The 23,328-nt window shown below is 63.9% G+C and carries 22 protein-coding genes; 3 read left to right on the top strand and 19 right to left on the bottom strand.

Annotated features, from left to right (window positions below):
* Positions 1–80 precede the first annotated feature (80 nt).
* Positions 81–728 carry an HAD family hydrolase gene (locus tag QRX41_RS05125; RefSeq protein ID WP_313839349.1) on the bottom strand — a complete coding sequence of 216 codons (648 nt, stop codon included), beginning with the start codon at positions 726–728 and terminating at the stop codon, positions 81–83.
* Between the two features lie 311 nt (positions 729–1,039).
* Here QRX41_RS05125 and QRX41_RS05120 point away from each other — a divergent pair, with 311 nt between their 5' ends.
* Together QRX41_RS05120 and QRX41_RS05115 are read left to right on the top strand one after the other, a co-directional pair.
* Positions 1,040–1,378 carry a metalloregulator ArsR/SmtB family transcription factor gene (locus QRX41_RS05120; RefSeq protein ID WP_101432353.1) on the top strand — a complete coding sequence of 113 codons (339 nt, stop codon included), beginning with the start codon at positions 1,040–1,042 and terminating at the stop codon, positions 1,376–1,378.
* Between the two features lie 10 nt (positions 1,379–1,388).
* On the top strand, positions 1,389–2,117 hold the full coding sequence (locus tag QRX41_RS05115; RefSeq protein ID WP_313839145.1) for an SdpI family protein: 729 nt from the start codon (positions 1,389–1,391) through the stop codon (positions 2,115–2,117).
* A 217-nt stretch (positions 2,118–2,334) separates the two neighbouring features.
* Here QRX41_RS05115 and der read toward each other — a convergent pair whose 3' ends face one another.
* On the bottom strand, positions 2,335–4,443 hold the full coding sequence (gene der / locus QRX41_RS05110) for a bifunctional cytidylate kinase/GTPase Der (protein ID WP_313839143.1): 2,109 nt from the start codon (positions 4,441–4,443) through the stop codon (positions 2,335–2,337).
* The gene (locus QRX41_RS05105) at positions 4,440–5,213 is read right to left on the bottom strand and encodes a pseudouridine synthase (RefSeq protein ID WP_313839142.1); all 774 of its coding nucleotides are present in this window, start codon (positions 5,211–5,213) and stop codon (positions 4,440–4,442) included. The genes der and QRX41_RS05105 overlap by 4 nt, the downstream gene beginning before the upstream one ends.
* A 170-nt stretch (positions 5,214–5,383) precedes the next feature.
* On the opposite strand from QRX41_RS05105, the gene QRX41_RS05100 reads away from it, so the two are divergent.
* The gene (locus QRX41_RS05100; protein WP_313839141.1) at positions 5,384–6,658 is read left to right on the top strand and encodes an MIP/aquaporin family protein; all 1,275 of its coding nucleotides are present in this window, start codon (positions 5,384–5,386) and stop codon (positions 6,656–6,658) included.
* A 6-nt stretch (positions 6,659–6,664) separates the two neighbouring features.
* Here the strand turns inward: QRX41_RS05100 and QRX41_RS05095 are convergent, their stop codons facing one another.
* The 16 genes from QRX41_RS05095 to thrS all read right to left on the bottom strand — a co-directional run bounded on the left by QRX41_RS05095 (position 6,665) and on the right by thrS (position 23,327).
* Positions 6,665–7,012, bottom strand: a complete 348-nt coding sequence (locus tag QRX41_RS05095; protein WP_024627736.1) for a hypothetical protein — start codon at positions 7,010–7,012, stop codon at positions 6,665–6,667.
* A 133-nt stretch (positions 7,013–7,145) separates the two neighbouring features.
* Positions 7,146–8,519, bottom strand: a complete 1,374-nt coding sequence (locus QRX41_RS05090; RefSeq protein ID WP_313839139.1) for an NAD-dependent succinate-semialdehyde dehydrogenase — start codon at positions 8,517–8,519, stop codon at positions 7,146–7,148.
* 131 nt (positions 8,520–8,650) lie between these two features.
* On the bottom strand, positions 8,651–10,252 hold the full coding sequence (gene purH, locus QRX41_RS05085; protein ID WP_313839137.1) for a bifunctional phosphoribosylaminoimidazolecarboxamide formyltransferase/IMP cyclohydrolase: 1,602 nt from the start codon (positions 10,250–10,252) through the stop codon (positions 8,651–8,653).
* Between the two features lie 52 nt (positions 10,253–10,304).
* A complete protein-coding gene (locus QRX41_RS05080; protein WP_313839135.1) occupies positions 10,305–11,681 on the bottom strand; it encodes a cell division protein PerM in 1,377 nt (458 codons plus the stop codon).
* The gene (sucD, locus tag QRX41_RS05075; RefSeq protein ID WP_313839133.1) at positions 11,678–12,601 is read right to left on the bottom strand and encodes a succinate--CoA ligase subunit alpha; all 924 of its coding nucleotides are present in this window, start codon (positions 12,599–12,601) and stop codon (positions 11,678–11,680) included. The genes QRX41_RS05080 and sucD overlap by 4 nt, the downstream gene beginning before the upstream one ends.
* A complete protein-coding gene (sucC, locus tag QRX41_RS05070) occupies positions 12,598–13,812 on the bottom strand; it encodes an ADP-forming succinate--CoA ligase subunit beta (RefSeq protein ID WP_313839131.1) in 1,215 nt (404 codons plus the stop codon). The genes sucD and sucC overlap by 4 nt, the downstream gene beginning before the upstream one ends.
* A 22-nt stretch (positions 13,813–13,834) precedes the next feature.
* Positions 13,835–14,419, bottom strand: a complete 585-nt coding sequence (locus tag QRX41_RS05065; RefSeq protein ID WP_045936110.1) for an adenine phosphoribosyltransferase — start codon at positions 14,417–14,419, stop codon at positions 13,835–13,837.
* Positions 14,420–14,527: 108 nt separating this feature from the next.
* Entirely contained in the window at positions 14,528–15,124 is a 597-nt protein-coding gene (locus QRX41_RS05060) for a preprotein translocase subunit YajC (RefSeq protein WP_313839126.1), read from the bottom strand.
* Between the two features lie 66 nt (positions 15,125–15,190).
* Complete coding sequence (gene ruvB, locus QRX41_RS05055; protein WP_313839124.1) at positions 15,191–16,267, bottom strand: Holliday junction branch migration DNA helicase RuvB; 1,077 nt, start codon at positions 16,265–16,267, stop codon at positions 15,191–15,193.
* Positions 16,268–16,270: 3 nt separating this feature from the next.
* The gene (ruvA, locus tag QRX41_RS05050; RefSeq protein ID WP_306222179.1) at positions 16,271–16,882 is read right to left on the bottom strand and encodes a Holliday junction branch migration protein RuvA; all 612 of its coding nucleotides are present in this window, start codon (positions 16,880–16,882) and stop codon (positions 16,271–16,273) included.
* A gap of 42 nt (positions 16,883–16,924) precedes the next feature.
* Positions 16,925–17,506 (bottom strand): crossover junction endodeoxyribonuclease RuvC, encoded by a 582-nt coding sequence (ruvC, locus tag QRX41_RS05045; protein WP_045924420.1) that lies wholly within the window; start codon positions 17,504–17,506, stop codon positions 16,925–16,927.
* Positions 17,507–17,510: 4 nt separating this feature from the next.
* A complete protein-coding gene (locus tag QRX41_RS05040) occupies positions 17,511–18,266 on the bottom strand; it encodes a YebC/PmpR family DNA-binding transcriptional regulator (protein ID WP_024627747.1) in 756 nt (251 codons plus the stop codon).
* 61 nt (positions 18,267–18,327) lie between these two features.
* The gene (locus QRX41_RS05035; protein WP_313839123.1) at positions 18,328–19,614 is read right to left on the bottom strand and encodes a glycosyltransferase family 4 protein; all 1,287 of its coding nucleotides are present in this window, start codon (positions 19,612–19,614) and stop codon (positions 18,328–18,330) included.
* Positions 19,589–20,599 carry a phosphatidylinositol mannoside acyltransferase gene (locus QRX41_RS05030; RefSeq protein ID WP_313839121.1) on the bottom strand — a complete coding sequence of 337 codons (1,011 nt, stop codon included), beginning with the start codon at positions 20,597–20,599 and terminating at the stop codon, positions 19,589–19,591. Before QRX41_RS05030 ends, QRX41_RS05035 begins: the two co-directional genes overlap by 26 nt.
* 4 nt (positions 20,600–20,603) lie before the next feature.
* Complete coding sequence (gene pgsA, locus QRX41_RS05025) at positions 20,604–21,278, bottom strand: phosphatidylinositol phosphate synthase (protein ID WP_313839119.1); 675 nt, start codon at positions 21,276–21,278, stop codon at positions 20,604–20,606.
* Between the two features lie 3 nt (positions 21,279–21,281).
* A complete protein-coding gene (gene thrS / locus QRX41_RS05020) occupies positions 21,282–23,327 on the bottom strand; it encodes a threonine--tRNA ligase (RefSeq protein ID WP_045924424.1) in 2,046 nt (681 codons plus the stop codon).
* Position 23,328 lies beyond the last annotated feature (1 nt).

Genomic DNA, 23,328 nt, shown 5'->3' with positions numbered 1-23,328 from the left:
CCTGAATTGCCCATAACGCCTCCACCAAACTACTTGACGCTTTTCATGGTAACAGCTGGCTCCAGCCGGTGCGGAGCGAGTCAGAGAATGGCAGGCGCCTGGGCGAAGTCAGTGATAGCGCCATCGGCCTCAGAGCGAATGGCATCCCAATCCTTGGCCGAAGACTGGTCGTACATGGCCCAGACCTTCATCCCAGCCCGCTTGGCGGAATCGACGGCGACCAGAAGATCCTCGAACACTGTGCAGTGGTCGGGCGCAACTCCCAGCATGCGTGAAGCCAACAGGTAGATTTCCGGTTCCTCCTTGCCGATGCTTTTGGCATCATCCACGCTGCAGACCTGGTCGAAACAATCGGTCATCCCAGCGTGCTTCAGGGCAGCCTGTCGCAGGCGCGGCGGGAGGCTGGTTGCCACAGCCAGAGCGGCACCGCTGGCTTTTAGCGCTTGCAGGTAATCGAGTGCATGTGGTTTGGGCTGCACAGCTGTGGCGTAGAGCAGGAGTGCATCCTCGTTCCACTCCTCCACAAGATCTTCTGGGCGCTCGTCAAGGTGGAAGCGGTCGATGGTGTATCTGGCGATGGCACCGGTCTGCATGGAGGCCACCACAGATGCGTAATCGTCCGGCATGGGGATGTTGCGGCGAGCAAAGAAACGTTGGTCGATTTCCTTCCAAACTCCCATGGAATCCAGAAGTGTGCCGTCCAAGTCGAAGATGGCGGCCTTGCCAATGTTGACTTTTGTTCTATCTTCGCCCACGCCGCACGTTCTCCTGTCTGTCGAAGTTCTTCATAGTAGCATGACCTAAGAGCAAGACCTGCCCAGCGGCTTAGAGCCAAGGCCCTCCCCGATCAGCCTTGGCTGCAGAAAAGTAGGTATGTTCAACAGTTTAATGTTGCTACACAAGCCATTAATCCGAGCGATTGTCAATTATTTTGCGCTCAGCGAGCGAAAAGCACATAAAAGTTGAAGAATATATACAATATTGGTTGAAACAATGTTAGCATGCAAATACTAGAGAAAATCATCGAAAAAGGAGACTTATGGCTATTCAAGAAACAACAGCGGCTCTGGCTGATCCCCTGCGTCGTCGTGTGCTGGATCTTTTGGAGCAGGGCGGCATGGAGGCGGGACGCCTGGCCGAAAAACTGGGAATGACGCCATCCAAGCTGTCCTATCATCTGCGGAAGTTGAAAGAGGCAGACCTGATTGTCGGCCACAAGCAGGGCACCAGGGTCATCTACGAACTCAATCTGAGTGTGCTGGACAGCACTATTCAGTGGCTCTACCGCCTGCGGACCAGCGCCAGCGACAAGAGAAGTCTGCCCGAGCCGCGGACTGTGAGCAAGGAAACTGGTTCGACGGCGGTTTCCGAGTCCTAAGGAGACTCTGATGGCGGATGGCAGCAAAGCGGGTCGGTTCGTCCCGACCCTTGTCGCGGCTCAGTGGTTGCCGGGGATAATCATGCTGGGCGTAGACCGCATAGTGGTCAATCGTCTGCCGAATGAAAACGTCCCGCTTCATTGGAATGCACAGAACCAGGTGGATCGCTGGGGCTCTCCCCAGGAGCTGTTTTGGATGCCCTGCTTCTGTCTGGTCATTGCGCTGATTTGGACCATCCTCATGCTCGTCCTGCGTGCATATTTGATTAAACGTGGTGATGAAGCGGGGCATACCTTGACCGTTTTTCTGCTTGGTGGTCTATGCATGCAGATTATTTTTGCGGTTTTAGATCTGTTCGAATTAGCTGTTGCTGATCCTCATTGGGGATGGTGGCCGACGGATTTCGGCATTGATAAGGTCGCCTTGCTATTGACTGGTCTGACTCTCATAGTCATCGGCAATCTTGCTCCTAAAACCAGACCCAATGGCATCAGCGGTTTTCGGGTGCCAGGTGCCTACGCCAGCCGCGAGGCTTGGCGCCGTTGTCAGCAGTTTGGCGGGGTGCTCTTCATGATTCTGGGCGTGGTCATGATCCTGGCCGCTCTGGCTTATAGCGGAGTCAGGCTCTACTGGATCTGTGGAACCGCTCTGGCAATCGTCCTTGTACTCGTATGTGCCTATGGTTCATATGCTGGCAGAAAGTATGCCGGGCAGGGCGGACCCGTCTACCACCGCTAGTGCTTTTATGCAATGAGTGGTTTGAAGGAAACTGCAAATAACAGATCTGCATATACGCAATGGGGACTATCTGAATCTTTTGGAAGGATTTGGAGGTCCCCTAAATACAACAAATGTCCAGAAACACAGTTCTTTCTACAAGGATTTGCAGACAAGGCCGTCTAGTCGAGAAGGCAAGGTCCCTGGGCCGACTAAAGAACCGGCCCAGGGACCTTCTTTATTTGCGCTTCTTCTTCTCGCGGATATGCACGGAGATCTGGATGGGAGTGCCCTCGAATCCGAATTCCTCGCGCAGGCAACGTTCCAGATAGCGGCGGTAGCCGTGCTCCAGGAAGCCGGTAGCGAAGATCACGAAACGCGGCGGCCTGGTGGAAGCCTGGGTGGCGAAGAGGATCCTCGGTTGCTTGCCGCCCCGCAGCGGATGCGGGTGCGCGGCCTGAACCTTGCCTAGGAAGGAGTTGAGCTTGCCGGTCGGTATGCGCTTGTCCCATGATTCCAGAGCAGTGCGCATGGCCTTGGCCAGCCGGTTGGTGTGCCAGCCGGTCTTGGCAGACAGGTTGACCCGCTCGGCCCAGGTGACCCGGTCGAATTCGGTCTGCCAGAGCCGCTCAAGACGTTGACGGCCGAAGTCGTCCAGCAGATCCCACTTGTTGAAGACCAGGACGATGGCCCGACCAGCATCCACGGCCTGGCTCATGACCTTCAAGTCCTGGTCGGCGATGGGCTGGGAGGCATCGAAGAGAATCAGCGCCAGCTCCGAGCGCTCGATGGCCGCCTGAGTGCGCAGGCTGGAGTAATACTCGGCCCCCGAGATCTTGTGCAGGCGGCGCTTGATGCCGGCGGTGTCGATGAAGAGCCAGTCCTCGCCGTCCACCTGTACCACCTCGTCGACCGGGTCACGGGTGGTGCCGGCCACATCGTGGACCACGGCCCGCTCCTCGTGGGCCAGCTGGTTGAGCAGGGAGGACTTGCCCACGTTGGGCCGGCCGACCAGGGCCACCCGGCGCAGCCCCTCCGGGGTGAGGAATCCCGAGGTCTTCTCGGCCTTGCCGAGCTGTTCCAGCGCGGCGTCCAGCAGGTCACCTATCCCCCGGCCGTGCATGGCGGAGATGGCATAGGGCTCGCCCAGGCCCAGCTTCCAGAATTCGGAGGCGGTGTAGTCGGCCATCCGGTCATCCAGCTTGTTGACGGCCAGGACGACCGGCTTGCCTGCGGCCCGCAGCATGGTGACGATCCGCTCGTCGCTGGCGGTCAGCCCAACCTGGCCATCCACGACCAGAATGACGGCATCAGCCAGGGATACGGCTACCTGCGCCTGGGAGGCGATGGCGGATTCGATGCCCTCCACATCGCTCTCCCATCCACCGGTGTCCACCAGCTTGAACTGGGTGCCGGCCCACTCGGCCTCGTAGCTGACACGATCCCGGGTCACGCCAGGGGTGTCTTCGACTACGGCAGCACGGCGGCCGAGAATCCTGTTGACCAGGGTGGACTTGCCCACGTTGGGCCTTCCCACCACGGCCAGCACGCCCACGGCCTTGGGGCCATGGTCCTGGTCATCCTGGTTTTCGGAGCCTCCCTCCAGCAGGGCTCGGTCCTCTTCATCCAGCTCATAGTCGTCCAGGTTGCGGGCATACTCGTCGTAGGATTCCTCCTCCATGGCCGAGGAGACCAGATCGATCAGGACCTTCTGGGTCTGCTCGAAGGTCAGATCGGAGTTGTCCACGGTGGTCACCCCATCGGCGGCGCTCATGAAGGAGGTGACCTTGGAATCCCGGGCATCCCGGGCAGCCAGATCCTCGGCGCCGGCTGACCCGGACTGGGCCTGGCCGCAGCGGCGGGCCTGACGGACCTCTTCGCGGGCTGTCAGCAGCACACGGACCTGGGCATCCGGAGCCACCACGGTGGTGATGTCCCGTCCCTCGGCCACCACGCCACGATCCTGGTCCGCTATGATGGCCCGCTGGGCGGCGATGAGGACATGGCGCACGGCTGGAATCGAAGAGACCACGGAGACGTGTTCGGAGACCCTGGTGGAGCGTATCGCTTCATCCACGTCACGGTTGTCAAGGCTGACAGTAGGATGCTCGGGGTCCAGTCCCATGACCAGGTGGCCGCCGGTGATGGAGTCGGCCACGGCCTCAGTGATCGCCTCCTGGTCGGGCTGGTCCGTATCCAGGTCCAGCCCGCGGTCCATGCACCAGAGGGTGACCGCCCGGTACATGGCGCCCGTATCCAGGTAGGCCAGTCCGAAATGCTTGGCCAGGGCCCGCGAGGTGGAGGACTTGCCCACTCCCGCAGGGCCATCGATGGCGACGGTGATCACAGTCCGACCTCCTTATCCAGGGCCTTGATCTCGGCGGCGGAGAGCACCCGGTAGGAGCCAGGACGGATCTCGCCCAGCCGGATGGGACCGATCTGGGTGCGCACCAGCCGGGTCACCGGGTAGCCGATGGCCCCGAAGATGCGCCGGACTATCCGGTTCTTGCCCGAATGCAGGACCACCTTGACGATGGTGTGCTCGCGGTTGTGGTCGATGATGGCGCAATGATCCAGGCGGATCAGGCCGTCGTCCAGCTCCACACCCTGGGTGACCAGCCGCCGGCAGACATTGCCACCAATGTGGCCGCTGAGTGTGGCGATATAGGTCTTCTCCACCTCGTAACGCGGGTGCATGACGTGCTGGGCCAGCTCCCCGTCGTCGGTCATGAGGATCAGGCCCTCAGAGTCGTAGTCCAGCCTGCCCATGTGGAAGACGCGCTCGTAGCGGTCCCCGATGATGTCGCGCAGGGTGAACCGGCCCTTGGGGTCGTCCATGGTCGAGAGGACCTTGCGGGGCTTGTTCAGGGCCAGGGTGACGTGCTTGTCGTTCAGATGGATGCGGGATCCATCCACGCGGATCTGCTGGCGGGACGGGTCCACCCGGCTGCCCAGCGTGGTGACCAGCTTGCCGTCGACCTCGACCCTGCCCTGGGTGATGATCTGTTCGCATTTGCGACGAGAGCCGAATCCGGCCTGGGCCAGCACCTTCTGGAGGCGGATGCCCTCCTCCCCCTGTTCGCGCGCTCTGATCGCCTGTGTGTATGGATGTGGCATCGTTCTCCCAACGTGGCCTGATAGATATGTAACGGATGACGTTCCGGGCGACCGCAGCCGCCAAAAGGTCATATCATACTATATCGGAGCCTAGGGAAGTGTTGTTGGCTTGCCCTAAGGTAGAAACTGTTGTTGTTCATTGTCGTCGAAGGGATTGCAAGGTGGGGAACATGACTATGGAAGCAAGTGCTGAGCCGGTTCTCGAACAGGCCGACGGGCAGGTTGCCGCAAAGCCCGTCCGCAGGCGGATCAGGCCCCGTGATGTTCGTTGGATTCGTGCGGCCGCAGAGCTGGTGGGCACCTTCCTGATCTGCGCGGTCATCTACCTGTCCTACAGCTTCGGCCAGCTGGTCATGGGCCAGCCCAGTGTGGTGCTGCCGGTCCTGGGAACCGCCCTGACCTACCTGGTCGTGACGGCCATGTTGGGCGGCGTCTCCGGCGGACACTTCAACCCCGCCGTGACCGTGGCCGCCATGTTCACCTCGCAGATCAGCATGGTGGACGGACTGATCTACATCGTCGCCCAGGTGATCGGCGCTATTGGTGCCGGTGCACTCGCAGTCGCCCTTATCCCGGTTAGCAAATCTGTGCCGGACAGGACCTGGCTCATGTTCTCGGTCAACGGTTTTTCCGGCGGATCACCCGCTGCAGCCACCCTGGGCCAGCAGCACATCGCCTTCGGGGCGCCCATGGCCATCGTGGTTGAGCTGATCGGCTGCATGATCGTGGTGGCTGCGGCCATCACCACCCTGCGCTCCGACGGCCGCGCCCGCCGCAACCATGCTCTCTATACCGGGCTGGCCTATGGCGTCGGCGTGCTGGTCACCTACCCCATCACCTGTTCGGGACTGAACCCGGCTCGCTCCACTGGTATCGCCATCTTCGCCCAGTCCAAGCACATGGCTGTCAGCCCGATCTCGCAGCTCTGGCTCTTCTGGATCTGCCCCCTGTTGGCTGCCTCTCTGGTGGCCTTGGTCATCATCATGACCAGCATCATCACCGACAACATGGCCATGCGTGCCATGGGTGCCGCTACTGATGCGCCGCTAGTTGTACAGGTGGATGCAGATGCTCAGGCACAAGCACAAGCTGATGCTTTTGCCCCCGGTGCCCAGGCTCAGGCGGGCCCGGATGCTCAGGGTGAAGCCTTTGCTCCTGCCGGTGCTCAGGCTCAGGATCAATCGGCCCAGGCATCTTCTGCTCCGGTTCAAACCCCTGTTGCTGATACAACTGACACGGCCGCCCCTGCAGACACCACTGCTCAGACCGTCGATGTATCTTCTCTATCCGATTCCGATGCAGAGCAGGATGCTGATGCTGGAAAGGATGCTGTTGCCCCAGCTAATGCAGGAACCATTCCCGATCTGCAGGTCGAGCCCCTTCATACTGCTTCGGAAACAGAAGACAGTGATGATCAATCCGAAGACAAGCCTACTGAAGGCTGAGAGGGGTCACAGCATCAGCTGAATGCTGGTGTAGGTGACCAGCAGGCCGATGCCCAGGGCGATGCTGATGAAGGCATCGAAGGGCACCGACCGGACCTTCCAGGGGCTGCGTTCCTTGAGGATCAGGCGCAGGGCGCCGCAAACCAGAGCCGCGACGGACACCAGTCCAGTCGCGGCCCATGTGTATCCGCAGAAGGCCACGAGCGCGGCGACAAGCACCACGAGAAAAATGATGGCCTCGCAGATAGGGCGACCCTCCTGAGCCTCCGAGACGAAGGGGTGGCCTCGACCAGAAGTCTTGGGCGGTTGCGGGGGCTTGAGGTTCGGGTTTTCGGTCTTAGCCGCGTCTGCCATGTTCTCCTGCCTTCCGCACATGCTCTGTCGGTTCGAGCCTACCAGCGCTGCTGACGCAAAGCGACCGTGCCGCCATCGCCCTTGGACGATAATGGCACGGTCGCTGTTTCAACAAGGAGCCGGAGCAGTCCGATCAGTTCTTGTGCTGGAAGATCAGATGCTCGTTGGCGAAGGTGTCGAAGCCCAGGCTGTAGAGCTCACGGCCGTAGCCGGAGTTCTTGACGCCTCCGAAGGGCAGCTCGGGCATGGTCACCCAGCCGCCGTTGATGAAGGTCATGCCGGTCTCGATGCGACGGGCCAGGGCATCCGCATGGTCGGTATCCGAGGAGAAGACCACACCGCCCAGGCCGTAGCTGGAGTCGTTGGCCAGCTCGATGGCCTCATCCTCGTTGGCCACCTTGTAAATGGAGGCCACAGGGCCGAACATCTCCTGGTTGTAGACAGGGTTGTCACGGTCGATGTCCGTCAGAACCGTCGGGGTGAAGAAGGCCCCCGGCGAATCGTAGGGCTTGTTGCCGTAGGCGACCTTGGCTCCACCGGCCACTGCCGTTTCGACCTGCTTGGCCAGGTTGTCGCGGGCGGAGACCATGCACATGGGGGCCAGCGTGGTTTCGGGGTTGCTGGGATCGCCCAGAACCGCGTGCGAGAAGGCGTCGACGATGAGCGAGACGAAGTCGTCGTAGCGGTTTTCCGTGACGATGAAGCGCTTGGAGGAGGTGCAGACCTGGCCAGCGTTCGTCAGCCTGGCGCCTGGGGCCACCTTCTTGAGCAGATCCCAGTCAGCGTCATCCAGGACGATGAAGACGTCGTTGCCGCCCAGCTCCATGGAGGACTTCTTCAGGTTGGCTCCAGCCGACTTGGCCACCGAGGCGCCGCCGCGCTCCGATCCGGTCAGGGCCACGCCAGAGACGCGGGGGTCGGCGATGGCACGGTCCACCTGGTCATAGTTGACGAAGAGGTTGGTCAGGCTGCCCTCGGGGGCTCCTGCTTCTCTTACGGTCTGTTCGAAGGCCACAGCCGAGCCGGGCACGTTGGAGGCGTGCTTGAGGATCATGGGGTTGCCCAGAATGAAGTTGGGGGCGAACACGCGCATGATCTGGTAGTAGGGGAAGTTCCAGGGCTCAACCATGAACACGATGCCGGTGGCCTGCTTGACGTAGTAGGCCTTGCCGGCGGGGTTGTCCAAGGGGACGGGAGCCAGCAGCTCCTCGGCGTGATCGGCGAAGTAGTCGGCGATGTCCGCGCACAGCTCCACCTCGGCACGGGCCTCGCCCACCAGCTTGCCCATATCCAGGGTCAGGTTGGCTGCCAGGGCATCCTCGTTCTGGCGGAAGAGCTTGGCGACCTGACGCAGTTGTGCGGGACGGTCTCCCGGGCCCTCCTGCTTGCGCCAGGTCTTGTAGAGGTCATGGCCACGGGCCAGGGCGTTCTCCAGATCCTCGTCGGTGGCATCTGGATACGTCTTGATCAGTTGGTTGTTAAAAGGATTGACTGTCTGATAGGTCACAATATCTCCTTCGAATTATGGGTACCTAGTCAGCATCATCGCTGGTCAGTTCCTTCAGCATATCACCGCATTGGACCCCACGGTCAAGGAATTTGTCGCAGGGCGACATTCGGCCGCGGGGTCCGGTTTTATCAGTGGAAGAAGTGGCGGGTACCAGTCAGATACATGGTCAGATCGGCATCCTGGGCGGCCTTGATCACCTCGGGATCACGGATGGATCCTCCTGGCTGAACCACGGCCCTGATGCCGGCCTGGATCAGATATTCCAGACCGTCGGCGAAGGGGAAGAAGGCATCGGAAGCGGCCACCGAGCCTTTGGCCCGGTTGCGGCCCTCGTCCAGGGTGTTGGCCCGCTCCACGGCCAAATGGCTGGAGTCCACCCTGTTGACCTGGCCCATGCCGATGCCCACGGTGGCTCCCTGGTTGGCCAGGAGCACAGCGTTGGACTTGACCGAGCGGATGGCCCGCCAGGCGAAGGTCAGATCATCCATGGTCGCCTGGTCGGCAGGGTTGCCGGAGACCAGACGCCAGGTGGAGGGATTGTCTCCCGGGGCGTCGATCAGGTCGGGCGTCTGCACCAGGGCTCCCCCGTCGATGGGACGAATGACCGGACGCTGACGCGGGCGGCGTTGCACAGACAGGATGCGCAGGTTCTTCTTGGTCCGCAGCAGGTCCAGGGCCTCGGGCTCATAGCCTGGTGCCACAATCACCTCGGTGAAGACCGGCTTGATCTGCTGGGCCATGGTCAGCGTGACCGTGCGGTTGGCGGCGATGACCCCGCCATAGGCGCTCATGGGGTCGCAGGCATGGGCGCGGCGGTGGGCCTGGGCGATGTCCTCCCCCACGGCCAGACCGCAGGGGTTGGAGTGCTTGACCACGGCCACTGCGGGCAGGTCGGGGAAGTCCCAGACCGAGCGCCATGCGGAGTCAGCGTCCACATAGTTGTTGTAGCTCATTTCCTTGGCCCCGCCCAGGTGCTCTGCCGCAGCGAAGCCGTCCCGGTCCAGCGGGTCCAGGTAGAGGGCGGCCTTCTGGTGGGGGTTCTCCCCGTAGCGCAGTTGGTTGGCCAGACGCCAGGTGCGGGTCATCGTCTGTGCTGGTTTCTGATCCTCGGCCTTGTCCTGCTTGTCGTCAACCCATGTGCGAGCTGTCCACTCGGCGATGGCCGCATCATAGGAGGCTGTCAGGGCGAAGGCTTTGGCAGCCAGACGTCCGCGTTCGGCCAGGCTGAAACCGGTGCCGGAGGCGATGCGGTCGGCGGCCAGGGCATAGTCGTCAGGGTCGGTGATCACAGCCACGCTGGCATGGTTCTTGGCGGCGGCCCGGATCATGGCAGGGCCGCCGATGTCGATGCGTTCCAGGCACTGGTCCGCGTCGGCGCCTTCGAGGACGGTCTGCTCGAAGGGGTAGAGGTTGACCACCACCAGGTCGAAGGGGGCTATGCCCAGGTCTTTGAGTTGCCGGACATGGTCGGGGTTGGTCATGTCGGCCAGCAGCCCGGCATGGATGTGCGGATCCAGGGTTTTGACCCGGCCGTCGAGGCTCTCGGGAAAACCGGTGACCTTTTCCACCGGGGTGACCTGGACGCCCAGATCCTGCAGCTTCTTTGCGGTGCTGCCGGTGGAGACGACCTCGGTGCCTGCCTGGCGGAAGGCCGATGCCAGGGCCTCAAGGCCCTGCTTGTGGTAGACCGAGACCAGCGCTCGGTTGATGGTTCGATTCGTGGTGACCATGGAAACTCCTACTCCTATGCTTGAATGCCGAGGCGCCCCGCCACCTTCGGACCTACTTGCCTGGTCTGCGGGTGGACGAGACCTGTCGTGGTGTGTCTGCTCGGTCGGTTGCCTTGGGCTCCTTTCCCTCCTGACCGCGTGATTGGTTATGTTTTTCCTTGTTTTCCGCCTGGGCGGAAGTCTTTTTGGCGTCTGCCTGGCGCAGATAGTCAATCAGGACGTCCTTGATGATGATCAGGGCGGCGATGACAAGTGCCAGCAGCCATATTCCCAGCAGGCCGACCCCCAGGGAGGTCCCGATCATGCGCAGGGAGGAGGCTATGGGCACGCCCACTCCGGCCAGTCGCTGGCGGCCCAGGGCCCCGTTGGAGAGCTGGAAAAGCAGGGCAAGACCGAGCAGGGCGACCATCCAGGCCAGGACCATGGCCAGGGTTGCCATCAGGAAGCAGACTGCGGTGTCTCGGGATTTCAGCCCTGCTTGGCGCACAGCGGCGTGAATTCTGACACCCCATGGCCCGGTCAGCAAGAGAATGCCGACAACCACTCCGGCCAGCAGGGGCAGGTTGAGCAGGAGCAGACGAACCCCCTGCCGGGAGACAGGTTCTGGGAAAAGTCCAAAGAGGGGCAGCGAGGGCAGGCTTGAAGCGTGTCCGGACCAGAGGGTGAAGGCGGCCAGCTGGCCTATCTTGAAACCGTCACCGAAGAGCCAGGAGGCAGCCCAGATGATCAGATTGGGCAGCCAGGCCAGGGACGCCAGGCTGGTCGTCACAGCCGAGGCGGTGCCCATACGTGTCAGTTTGAACAGGCGGCCCACGTCTCCGTGATAGAGGGCGATCCATACAATCAGTGCGATCAGGCCGGCGGCCAGCATGACGGCCAAAAGCATCAAACCGGCCGTGAGTCCAAGCCGAATGATCCTGCGAACCTGAACGGGCACGGCCTCTTTGATTCGTTTGGTGAAAGCCTGGCGGAATGGTTCAGAGCGGACCCAGGCCCAGCCGTAACCCAATAGGAAGACCAGGCTGGTCCGCAAAAGCATGACCGGGGTGGTGTCCACCTGGATGGTCTGGCTGCCCTGCATGAGGATGAGGCTGCAGAGCACCCAGACGACCAGGCCGGCAATGCAGCCGCCGACGGACATGCCCAGCCGACTGACCAGGGAGCGGATCATCCAGATCAGCAGGCCGGTCAGCAGCAGGGGGATGATGGTCAGGGTCAGGGCCCCGGCCGTGAACCCGCAGCCCTGGGTGAGCAGGGTGATGGTTTCTGTCAGGGCCACGGTGGCCATGGACAGGGAGGGCCCGCCCTCCTCGATGGAAATGATGAGCAAGAGCAGGGCCATGCAGGCCCCGAGGGCGACAGTGTAGATAAGTATGGCTAGGAAGGCCTCTAGGGCCCCCCGGAGCCACACTTTCACCCTGTCGGTCATATGATGGCATGCTCCCGCAGCAGGTCGCGGGTCAGCCGGGCGGTCTCGCCGGGTGTGGTGCCCACCTGGATGCCGACGGACTCAAGCACTTCCTTCTTGTCGGCGGCCGTGCCCTTGCCGCCAGAGATGATGGCTCCGGCGTGGCCCATCTGCTTGCCCTCTGGGGCGGTGAAGCCGGCGATATAGGCCACGATGGGCTTGGTCATGTGGGTGGAGGCCCAGCGGGCGGCCTCCTGTTCAGCCGAGCCGCCGATTTCACCGATCATGACGCAGGCCTTGGTCTCAGGATCGCGGTTGAAGGCCTGCAGAGCCTCCAGCATGGTGGTGCCCACAATGGGGTCGCCGCCGATGCCCAGGCAGGCGGTGAAGCCGATGGAGGACAACTCCCCCATGAGCTGGTAGGTCAGGGTGCCGGACTTGGAGACCAGCCCCAGCGGGCCGCGACCGGCGATGCCCTGCGGGATGATGCCCAGGTCTGCGCCGACGCCGTTGGGCCGGTCGGACATGGTCATCAGTCCTGGGCAGTTGGGGCCGACGATGCGGCAGCCGCGTTCCCTGGCCAGAGCCACGCAGTATGCGGTATCAGCCACAGGGATGCCCTCGGTGATGACCACGATCAGGGTGATGCCGGCCTCGATGGCCTCGACCATGGCATCCTTGGCGAACCTGGGCGGGACGAAGACCACGGAGGTGCGGGCTCCGGTCGCTTGGCGGGCGGCTGCGCAGTCGGCGTATACGGGCACATGACGAGCCTGGCCGTCAGGGCCGTCAAAGTCGACTGTGATTCCGGCCTTGCGGGCGTTGACCCCAGCCTGGATGTTGGTGCCGGCCGCCATCATGCGGGCCGTGTGGACCATGCCCTGGCGACCGGTCATGCCCTGAACCATGACGGGGGCGCCGTCTTCAACGAAGAGGGTCATCGTCCCGTCTCCTTTCCTGCCTGGGCGGCCAGGGCCACGGCCTGGTCCGCCGCCTCCTCCATGGTGCGGGCCACCTTGAGCCGAGGCTGTTGGGCCTTGGCCAGCAGGTCCAGTCCCTCGGCAGCCTCATTGCCGTCGAAGCGGACCACGATGGGCCGGTCGTCGTTCTGGTCTTGCTCGCCCGCAGCGTTCACGGCTGCCAGGATGCCCTGGGCCACCTGCTGGCAGGAGGTGATGCCTCCATAGACATTGACCATGACCGAACGGACCTTGGGGTCGGAGAGGACCACGTCCAGGCTGGTGCGCATGACCTCGGGCGAGGCGCCGCCGCCGATGTCAAGGAAGTTCGCGGGTCCAACAGGAACGCCCTGCCGGCGCCCTGACCCAGCCACGGCATCCAAGGAGCTCATGACCAGTCCTGCGCCGTTGCCGATGACGCCCACCTGGCCGTCCAGATGGACGTAGTGCAGGCCAGCGGCCTTGGCCTTGGCTTCCAGAGGGTCGACCTGCGCCGGGTCCGTGAACCGTTTCCAGCCGTCGTGCCGGAAGGCCGCATTCCCGTCCAGGGAGATCTTGGCATCGAGGGCGTCCAGGTGCTTGGTGGCCTCGTCGTCCGGGTCGCCCACCTTGGCCAGGGGGTTGATCTCGACCAGGGTCGCGTCGCTGTCCTGGAAGGTGTGCCACATGCCCAGAAGTATCTGCGTAGCCTGCTCCAGATCCGCATGGTAGAAGCCGATGCGCTCGGCCATGGTGCGGGCGGCCTGCCTGTCGAAATCCTCCAGGGGGCCGATGTGCAGGCGCCGGACTGATTCAGGGTGCTCGCGGGCGATGGTCTCCACCTCGGTGCCGCCGCTGGCCGTGGCCAGGACATCATAGTCCCGGGAGGTGCGGTCCACTGAGATGGACAGGTAGTACTCGTGCAGGATGTTGCGTGCCTCGGTGACAAGGATCCCGCTGACAGGGTGGCCGTCGATGTTCATGGGCAGGATGGCCTCGGCCAAGGCTACGGCCTGCTCGTGATTCTCGGCTCGCTTGACGGCTCCGGCCTGTCCCCTATGGCCAATGGTGGCCTGGCCCTTGATCATGCAGGGGTAGCCGATGACGTCGGCTGCCTGGCCGGCCTCTTCTGCGGTTGAGGCATAGACGGCCCTGGGTTGGGAGATGCCATGTTCAGCGAGCAGCTGCCTGGCCTGGTATTCGTACAAATCCATGGTGAAGGTCCCCCAATCGTGCTCAGGCAGGCATGTTCATCAGGCAGGTGACCGGGTAGGCACCCAGGGCCTTGCGACCGTCCAGACCGTTGAGCTCCATGACGAAGCTGAAACCGGCCACCTGGCCCCCGGCCTGCTCCACCAGACGTGCTGCTGCCTGGGCGGAACCGCCGGTGGCGATCAGGTCGTCGACAATCAGGACCCGCTGGCCAGGGCGCAGGGAGCCCCGCTCGATTTCGATGCGGGCGTTGCCGTATTCGAGGGCATACTCCTGGCTGTAGGTGGGCTCGGGAAGCTTGCCGGCCTTGCGCATGGGCAGGAAGCCCTTGCCCAGATCGGTGGCCAGCTGGGGGCCGATCAGAAAGCCGCGTGCCTCAAGCCCGGCTACCAGGTCGAAGTCCTCCGGCTTGACGGGCAGGGTGCGCTTCATGGCGTCGAGGATGATGGCCAACCCTCTGGGATCCGACATGGCGGGGATGAAGTCCCTGAAAAGGATCCCCTTCTTGGGAAAGTCCGGAATGGTACGGATCAATGAGATCAGATAAGCGGCGTCATCATCGCCCACCTGCTTAAGTTCTCCAACCTTGATATCGTCCGATTGAGCCATGATCCTCTTTCTGTTTTGCTCCTTGGAAGTGGTTGCCGGAGCCATCATACGCGCGCCGCGTTTCCGTTCGGAGTCAGCCTGACGGAAGGTGTGGCGCGCGTATGAGGTTCAGGACTTGGCGGAAGTCGAATCCGAAGTCTTGGAAGCCTTGGCAGCCTTGGAAGCATCCGATTCGTCAGTGTCATCGGACTTCTCCGCAGTCTCTTCCTTGTCCGATTCGTCTTCAGGCTCCGGCTGGGTACCCGACTTAGCCTCGGCATCATCCTTGCCTTCTGAGGCGGCAGAGTTTTGGGCGGCAGCATCATCGGCGGCGGTTTCCTCACCGTCGGCATTGTCGCTGGCTTTGTCGTCTTCTTCAGCGGCGGTGACCTCGGCGGGCGCATCCGCGTCCTCGGGCAGGGGGTTGCCGTTTTCGTCAACCTCGTCATCGTGGATGTAGGCCGGAACGATGGGCGGCTTGGTGATGGCCTGGATGCGCCAGCGGGACTGCGAACCCTCGGAGTCGATGACCACCTGTTCCTTCTCCAGGTCCACGGAGACGACCTTGCCCAGAAGGCCTGTGGTGGTGGCTACCTCGTCACCGGGCTGCAGGGACTGGCGGAAGTCCTGGACCGCGGCCTGCTGCTGTTTGCTCTTGCGGGAGCTTCCCCACATCATGGCGATCATCAGGGCGATGATGACGATCATGAAAATCATGGATCCCATGGCTGTTTCCACTCCTTGTTTCGGCGGGTATCAAACGGCGATATGCATTGCTGCGAAGACCCCAGTCTAGAACAGCTTCATGACATCCTCGGGCGGTTTGCGGCCCAGGTGCTCCCAGGCCTTGGTGGTGGCCACACGCCCCTTCGGGGTGCGTACCAGGAAGCCCTCGCGTACCAGGTAGGGCTCACAGACCGTCTCGACCGTCTCGGCCTCCTCGCCAACCATGGCGGCCAGGTTGTTCAGGCCCACGGGTCCGCCGTCGAAACTGTTGACGATGGCCTTGAGGACGGCCAGATCCAGACGGTCCAGCCCCTCAGAGTCGATCTGGTAGAGGGACAGGGCCTGCTTGACATCGTCAGGGCCGACCTGGTCAAGATCGTGGACTATGGCCCAGTCGCGCACCCGGCGCAGGAGGCGGTTGGCGATCCTGGGCGTGCCGCGGGAGCGCAGGGCCAGCTGATGGGCGGCGTCATCCTGCAGGACGATGCCCAGGACCTTGGCCGACCGCTCGACCAGCTTCTCCAGCTCCTCCTCCGGGTAGAAGTCCAGGTGGGCGGTGAAGCCGAACCGGGCCCGCAGGGGCGAGGGCAGCATGCCTTCGCGGGTGGTGGCGCCTATGACCGTGAACCTGGGCAGGGTCAGCGGAATGGAGGATGCTCCGGGGCCCTTGCCCACCATGACATCCACCCGGAAGTCCTCCATGGCGATGTAAAGCAACTCCTCGGCGGCCCTGGGCAGGCGGTGGATCTCGTCGATGAAGAGCACCTCGCCGGCCTCCAGGGAGCTCAGGATGGAGGCCAGGTCGCCGGCATGCTGGACGGCCGGCCCCGAGGTGACGCGGATGGGCACCTCCAGCTCGTGGGCGACGATCATGGCCAGGGTGGTCTTGCCCAGGCCTGGAGGGCCCGCCAGAAGGATGTGATCGGGGGCCACGTCCCGCTTTTTGGCGGCCTTCAGGAAGAGGCCCAGCTGGGCCTTGAGCCGGGGCTGTCCGATGAATCCGTCCAGGGTTTCCGGACGCAGCTCCTCGTCGCTGACCGGCTCGCCTTCGATGGGCCGGGCCGAGACCATCCGCAGGGATTCCTCCTGGGCGTCGCCATTCTGAGAGTCGATGTACCCGGTGGTCATTTGCTTGTCAGCCATGGGTCAGCGCCCCCTGTCCAGCCGGGTCAGGGCCTGCTTGAGCACCTTGGGAATGTCGGCCGGCTGCAGGGGCAGGGTGTAGCCGCCCTCGCTGCAGGTCTGCTCCACGGCCTGCTCGGCATCACGCTGCAGCCAGCCCAGGGAGATCAGTCCCTCAACCACCTGGTGGGCGCCGTCGTCGGTCTGGGCAGGTCCCTGCTTGCCTGTGCCGGCATCCAGATCCAGCTTGCCGGAGAGTTCGAGGATGATCTTCTGAGCGCCCTTCTTGCCCAGGCCGGGCGCCCGGGACAGGGCCGCAGCATCGCCGTCGGCCACGGCCTGGGCCAGCTGGTCCGAGTTCAGGGTGGCGAGTATGGACAGGGCCACGCGCGGTCCGATGCCGCTGACCTTCTGCAGCTGGGCGAAGAGGGATTTCGACGTGCGGCTGAGGAATCCGTAGAGGGTCAGTGCATCCTGGGTCAGGGAGAGGGCCGTGTAGACAGTGACCGTGGATTCGGCCCGCATGGAGGCCAGGTCCGACTGGGGCATGCGCACCTCGAACCCCACCCCCGAAACATCGATGACGGCGGAGCCCGTTTCGATGGCGGCCACCCGCCCGGTCAGCATTGCCAGCACTTGATCACCCCTCGATGGAATCGAACGTCTGTTCGAATCAGCTTACATGTCTCGCTGGACTCCCCGATGCTTGCCGTACTTGGCAGAGGCCTGTGCCCACTGCCGTTGGGCCTGGGTCAGATGCTCCTCGCGCTCCCCGCCCTGGATGGCGCCGGCGGGCCTTAGGGCGTGGCAGATGGCCTGGGCCAGAGCGTCGGCAGCGTCGGCGGGCTTGGGCAGCTGGTTGAGCCCCAAGATGCGGGCCACCATCCGCTGCACCTGGATCTTGTCGGCCTGCCCGTTGCCGGTCACGGCCATCTTGGCCTCAGTAGGGGTGTGCAGGGCCACGGGGATCCCCCGCTGCGCCGCCCCCAGCATGGCCAGCCCCGCCGCCTGGGCGGTGCCCAGCACGGTGTTGTGGTTGGACTGGGCAAAGACCCGCTCGATGGACACCACGTCAGGGCTGAAACGGTCCAGGGCGGCCGTCAGCCCCTGGTAGATGGCCAGCAGCCGCAGGTCCTGGCTCTGTTCGGGGTCTGAGCGCACGACGTCCACATGAACAAAGGAAAGCCGGCGCGATGCACCGGCTTCAATGACGCCAACGCCGCATCGGGTGAGCCCCGGGTCGACGCCGAGAACGATCATAGGGTCACTCGTCGTCCAACTGGGCCATGACCTCGTCGGGGGCGGTCCAGTTGCTGTAGATCTCCTGCACGTCGTCCAGGTCGTCCAAGTTGTCGATCAGCTTGGAGACCTTGCGGGCGGAATCCAGGTCCAGGGTGACCTCGCTCTTGGGGTTGAGGACCAGGTCGGCGGAGTCGTAGTCCATGCCCGCGTCCTGCAGGGCCTTGCGGACGTTGACCATGTCGCCGGGGGCAGTCAGCACGGTGTAGCTCTCGCCGTTGTCCTGCACGTCCTCAGCACCGGCCTCGGCGGCCTTCTCGAAGACCGTGTCGTAGTCCAGGCCCTCCGAGGGGACGATGATCTGGCCCTTGCGCTCGAAGTTGAAGCTGACCGACCCGTTCTGGGCCAGGGAGCCGCCGCCCTTGGTCAGGGTGGAACGGACCTCGGCGGCCGCGCGGTTGCGGTTGTCGGTCAGGCATTCGATGATGATGCCCACGCCTGCGGGAGCGTAGCCCTCGTAGACGATGGTCTCGTAGTTGGCCGCTCCGGCCTCCTCGCCCGAGCCGCGCTTGACGGCCCTGGTGATGTTGTCTGCGGGCACGGAGGATTTCTTGGCCTTGACGATGGCGTCGTAGAGGGTGGGGTTGCCGTCGGGGTCACCGCCGCCGGTGCGGGCGGCGATCTCGATGTTCTTGATCAGCTTGGCGAAGAGCTTGCCACGCTTGGCGTCGATGGCTGCTTTCTTGTGCTTGGTGGTCGCCCACTTCGAATGCCCTGACATATGTCTCCTGACGGTACGAATGCGTAAACGAATGGAATTCTAGTTCCGCTCTACGACAATTTTACGGGTTTTCAGGCCCTTCCGTTGGGGCTTCATCGCAAGGAGAACCAGCCTTCCGGCCCACCAGCCTGCCCAGCAGGCCACGGCGATGATCGGGCCTGGCCGCCAGGGCCCGGGCATAGACATCCAGAACCTGGTCGGTGACCCGCTCCCAGTCGTAGTCGCTGGCCCGACGCATTCCGCAAGAGGCCAGGTCCAGGCGGGCAGGTCGGTCGTCCAGCAGGCCTAGGACCGCCCGGGCGCAGTCCTGGGGATCCCCGGTGTCGAACAGCCGCGCGCTGCGGCCTTTCTGGGAGACATCCTCGAAGGCGGGCAGGTCCGAGGCCACCACCGGGCAGCCTGCCGCCATGGCCTCGACCAGCACGATGCCAAAGCTCTCTCCCCCGGTCTGCGGAGCCACATACAGGCCCAGGCTGTGGTAGAAGGAGGCCTTGTCCTCGTCGCTGATCCGACCCAGGAAGGTGAAGTGCCGGGCCAGTCCGGGATCGACGTCCTCAAGTATTTTCCGGGCCTCCCCCTGGCCGTCACCTGCACACAGGAAGCGGGCTCCGGGCACCCGCTGCAGGATGGCAGGTGCGGCCTGGGCCAGAATCCTGAACCCCTTGCGCTCCTCCTTCATCCGTCCCAGGAATCCGATGGTGGGCTCCCGCTCGTTCCCCTGCCATTCTGGGCGCGGCCGGGCATTGCGCAGGGCTCTGGTTTCGATGCCGTTGGGGATGATCTGGCTGGGTATGCCCGGTTCCAGCAGGTTCCGGGCGTTCTGCATGGCCGAGGGGCTGACGAAGATGGCCTGGCTGATGTTGGCCAGGTATCGGCGCAGGTAGCGCCTGGTCAGCCTCAGGGCCAGCGGGGTCGTATCGAAGGCCGCATGGAAGGTGGCCACATAGGGGCAGGGAATGAATCCGGGCCTCAGGGGCTTGTGGCTCAGGGAGGGCACCTCGGGCTCGTGCAGGTGCAGGATGTCGAAATGCCCCTGCCTGACCCACTGCCGGGTCTTGTGGCCGGCCACGCCGAAGTAGCTCAGGTTGGCCACGGATCCGTTGTAGGGAATGGAGAAGGAGGAGCCGGTGGTATGCACCCAGAGGGGCATGTCCTGGGTGCGTCGGCCCGGGGCCAGAACCTGCACCTGGTGGCCGCGGCCCATAAGATGCCTGGCGAAGTCGCGGATGTGCAGTTGGACGCCGCCCGGGGTTTCGAAGGAGTAGGGCGAGATGATCCCCACCCGCAGAGGCGCCTTGATGGCGGCGCGCTCTGATTCCTGCTCAGGCCTTTGCTCGGATGCCTTCATGCCCGTCACCTCCCTTGTTCTCGGATGCCTGGGCCAGGATGAAGTCCGGCAGGTCGTGCATCCGGGAAAGATCCAGATCCTCAAGGAAAATCGGCTGGAGCATGTGCCAGTCCTCGGGATGCTCGCGAATGCCCTGGGCCCACTGGTCCACCCAGGCCTGGGTCAGGTCCTTGATGGCCTGCTGCCGGGGCATCTCCAGGTAGGGCTCGATGGCGATGGGCCCGTCCACCTGGCAGACATAGCCGTAGGGGGTCTTGGCCTGCCGACGGCGCTCCTCCGTCAGCTTTTCCCTGTGCATGTTCACGGTATACAGGGGCAGACGGGCGTCCAAGGCGATGACGGCAGGTCCGGCGGCCACGCGAATCCAGGAGTCGAAGGCCTTGACGAAGACGCCACGGCGGCTCAGATCGCGGTCGGCCAGCAGGGGCACCACCTGGCCAGGCTTCCGCAACAGGGTCGTCAGACGGCCGGTGATGTCCGGCTCGCCGGTCAGCAGGATGTTCATGCCCAGGCGGCGACGGATGTCCGCAAAGGTGTTCAGCATCCCAGGGTCCCGCAGCCGCTCAGCCACCGTGGTTACCTGGCCGACCGTGGAGCAGGCCCAGAAGCCCGCGTAGTCCCAGTTGCCCTGGTGGCCCATGCCGATGGGCAGGGATCGCAGGCCGATGTCGCTCTTGGCCGGATCCGGGTAGGCGCTGCCGCCGCCATGTATGCGTGCCAGCAGCTGCTCCTTGGTGCGGGCTCCCACGGTCAGGGCCTCGACGAAGTAGACGAAGTAGGAGCGCATGCCCTGGCGCGAGGTGCGCCGCAGGCTGCGACGGTCGGCCTCTGGCATGACATGGGCCAGGTTGCGCTCCAGCTGTCTGACGCCGCCTATCCGGAACAGCCAGCAGAGGTCGGCCGCCGCCAGGAAGAGGCCGCGCAGCAGCCCCTCGGGCACCAGGCGCGCATGCTGCGCCAGAAAAATGAGCAGTCGGTCCGGCATAGGCTCACTCGTGGCTGGGGTTGGCGGGCTGCGGGTTGCGGCTCATGTCCTTGGCGACGTGGCTGATCCGCTGCCAGACGGTGACGATGCCCAGCAGGGCCAGCAGGACCAGGAAGCAGCTGAGCACGGCCAGGGGCAGCCCGGCTCCCGTCAGGGCCATGCCCACCAGGATGATGACCAGCCGGTCGGACCTGGTGGCGATGCCGTTCTTGGCCTCGAAGCCCTCGGCCTCGGCCCGGGCCCGGGCGTAGGAGGTGACGAAGGAGGTCATGATGGCGAAGAGGGCTGCGGCCATGCCCACCTGGGCCCAGATGTCGGGACCCTGGTGGCTGCCACCGGCCACCCAGTCCAGCTCGTGGCGGCGCAGGTAGATGATGACCCCGGCCAGGACGGCCCAGTCGGCTATCCGGTCAAGGGTGGAGTCCAGGAAGCCCCCGAACTGGGTGCCACCGCCGGTCAGCGCGGCCACGGAACCATCCAGGGAGTCGAAGGCCACCAGGATGGCCAGGACGATGGCCCCGGGCAGGAGCCAGCCGGTGAACCCGGTCACGATGGCTACCAGGGTGGTGCCTACGGCTCCGCTGATGGTGACACCGTTGGCGCTCACGCCCAGACGAACCAGGCCGCGGGCGATGGGGGCGATGATGCGCTTCCAGGGGCGCCGTAGATGCTCGAACATTGGTCAGTCCTGACTGCAGGAGGTGTTCGCTCGGAAGTCGTCTGCCGAGTTGATCTGGGCGCGGACCTTGATGGCCTCGTTGATCCAGGCGCGGGCCTGCTCCACGGGCACCCCGTTGAGCTGGCTGCCGTCGCGGAAGCGGAAGGAGACCGCGTTCTTGGAGGCATCCTCCTCGCCGGCGATCAGGATGAAGGGGGCCTTGGACTTGGCCGCGTTGCGGATCTTCTTGCCGAAGCGGTCGTCGGAGCGGTCGATCTCGCAGCGGACCATGTCGTCGCGCAGCTGGTCCAGCAGGTGCTCCAGGTGGGGGGCGAACTCGTCGGCCACGGGCACGGCCTGCACCTGGACGGGGGCCAGCCAGGCCGGGAAGGCGCCGGCGTAGTGCTCCAGCAGGATGGCGAAGAAGCGTTCGATGGAGCCGAAGAGGGCCCGGTGGATCATGACCGGCCGCTGGTGGGAGCCGTCGGCCGCGATGTACTCCAGCTGGAAGCGCTCGGGCAGGTTGAAGTCCAGCTGAATGGTGGAGACCTGCCAGGTGCGCCCAATGGCGTCCCGGGCCTGCACAGAGATCTTGGGCCCGTAGAAGGCGGCGCCCTCGGGGTCGTCGACCAGCTCCAGGCCGGAGTCCTTGGCCACCTCGGCCAGGGTGTTGGTGGCCTCCTCCCAGACCTCGTCGGAGCCGACGAACTTGTTGGGATCCTTGGTAGACAGCTCCAGGTAGAAGTCGTTGAGGCCGAAGTCCTTCAACACCTTGAGCACGAACTGGAGCAGGTTGGTCAGCTCCCCCTTCATCTGGTCCCTGGTGCAGTAGATGTGGGAGTCGTCCTGGGTCAGGCCGCGCACGCGGGTCAGGCCGTGGACCTCGCCGGACTTCTCGTAGCGGTAGACGGTGCCGAACTCGAACAGCCGCAGGGGCAGCTCCTTGTAGGAGCGCTGGCGGGACTTGAAGATCAGGTTGTGCATGGGGCAGTTCATGGGCTTCAGGTAGTAGTCGAAGCCCTGGCGGGTGACCTTGCCGTTGGCGTCCTTCTCCTCGTCCAGGTGCATGGGCGGGTACATGCCGTCCTTGTACCACTGCAGGTGGCCCGAGATCTCGTAGAGGTGGCCCTTGGTGATGTGCGGGGTCTGCACGAAGGAGTAGCCGTTGCGCCGGTGCATCTGCCGGGAGTAGTCCTCCATGGCGTTGATGACGGCTGCGCCCTTGGGGTGGAAGACAGGCAGGCCGGGCCCGATCTCGTCCGGGAAGGAGAAGAGGTCCATCTCGGCGCCCAGCTTGCGGTGGTCGCGGCGGGCGGCCTCCTCCAGACGGGCGGTGTAGGCCTTCATGTCGTCCTTGTTGGCCCAAGCGGTGCCGTAGATGCGCTGGAGCATGGGGTTCTTCTCGTCCCCGCGCCAGTAGGCGGCGGCAGTGCGCATGAGCTTGAAGCTGCGGATGTAGCGGGTGTTGGGCAGGTGGGGGCCCCGGCAGAGGTCCTTCCAGACCGTGTTGCCCTCGCGGTCCAGGTTGTCGTACATGGTCAGCTCGCCGCCGGTGGCCACCTCGGTGGCCTCCTCGCTGTTGATCTCGGCCTCCTTGGCCCCGATCAGCTCCAGCTTGTAGGGCTGGTCGGCCTCCTCCTTGCGGGCCTCCTCTTCGGTGACCACGCGCCGGCGGAAGCTCTGGGAGGACTTGATGATCCGCTTCATCCGCTGTTCGATCTGCTTGAGGTCGTCGGGGGTGAAGGGCTTGTCCACGTCGAAGTCGTAGTAGAAGCCGTCCTTGATGACCGGGCCGATGCCCAGCTTGGCGTCCGGGCGGATCTCCTGGACGGCCTGGGCCATGACGTGGGTGGCCGAATGCCTCATGATGGCCAGTCCCTGGTCGCTCTCCAGGGTGATGGGCTCGACCTTGTCGCCCTCGTGCAGGGGCGTGTAGAGGTCGCGTGGCTGCCCGTTGAGGTCGACGGCGATGATGTCCTTGTCGTCAGCAAAAAGCTGGACGCCAGTCTGATCCGCCGCCACCTCCTTCCGTTCGCCCTTGACGATGATGGAGATGCTCGACTGTGTCATG

The organism is Bifidobacterium kimbladii (genome assembly GCF_032193675.1).
Lineage (GTDB): Bacteria > Actinomycetota > Actinomycetes > Actinomycetales > Bifidobacteriaceae > Bombiscardovia > Bombiscardovia kimbladii.
Note: the sequence above shows the minus strand (reverse complement) of the source record. Positions and strands in the feature narration are given on the sequence as shown.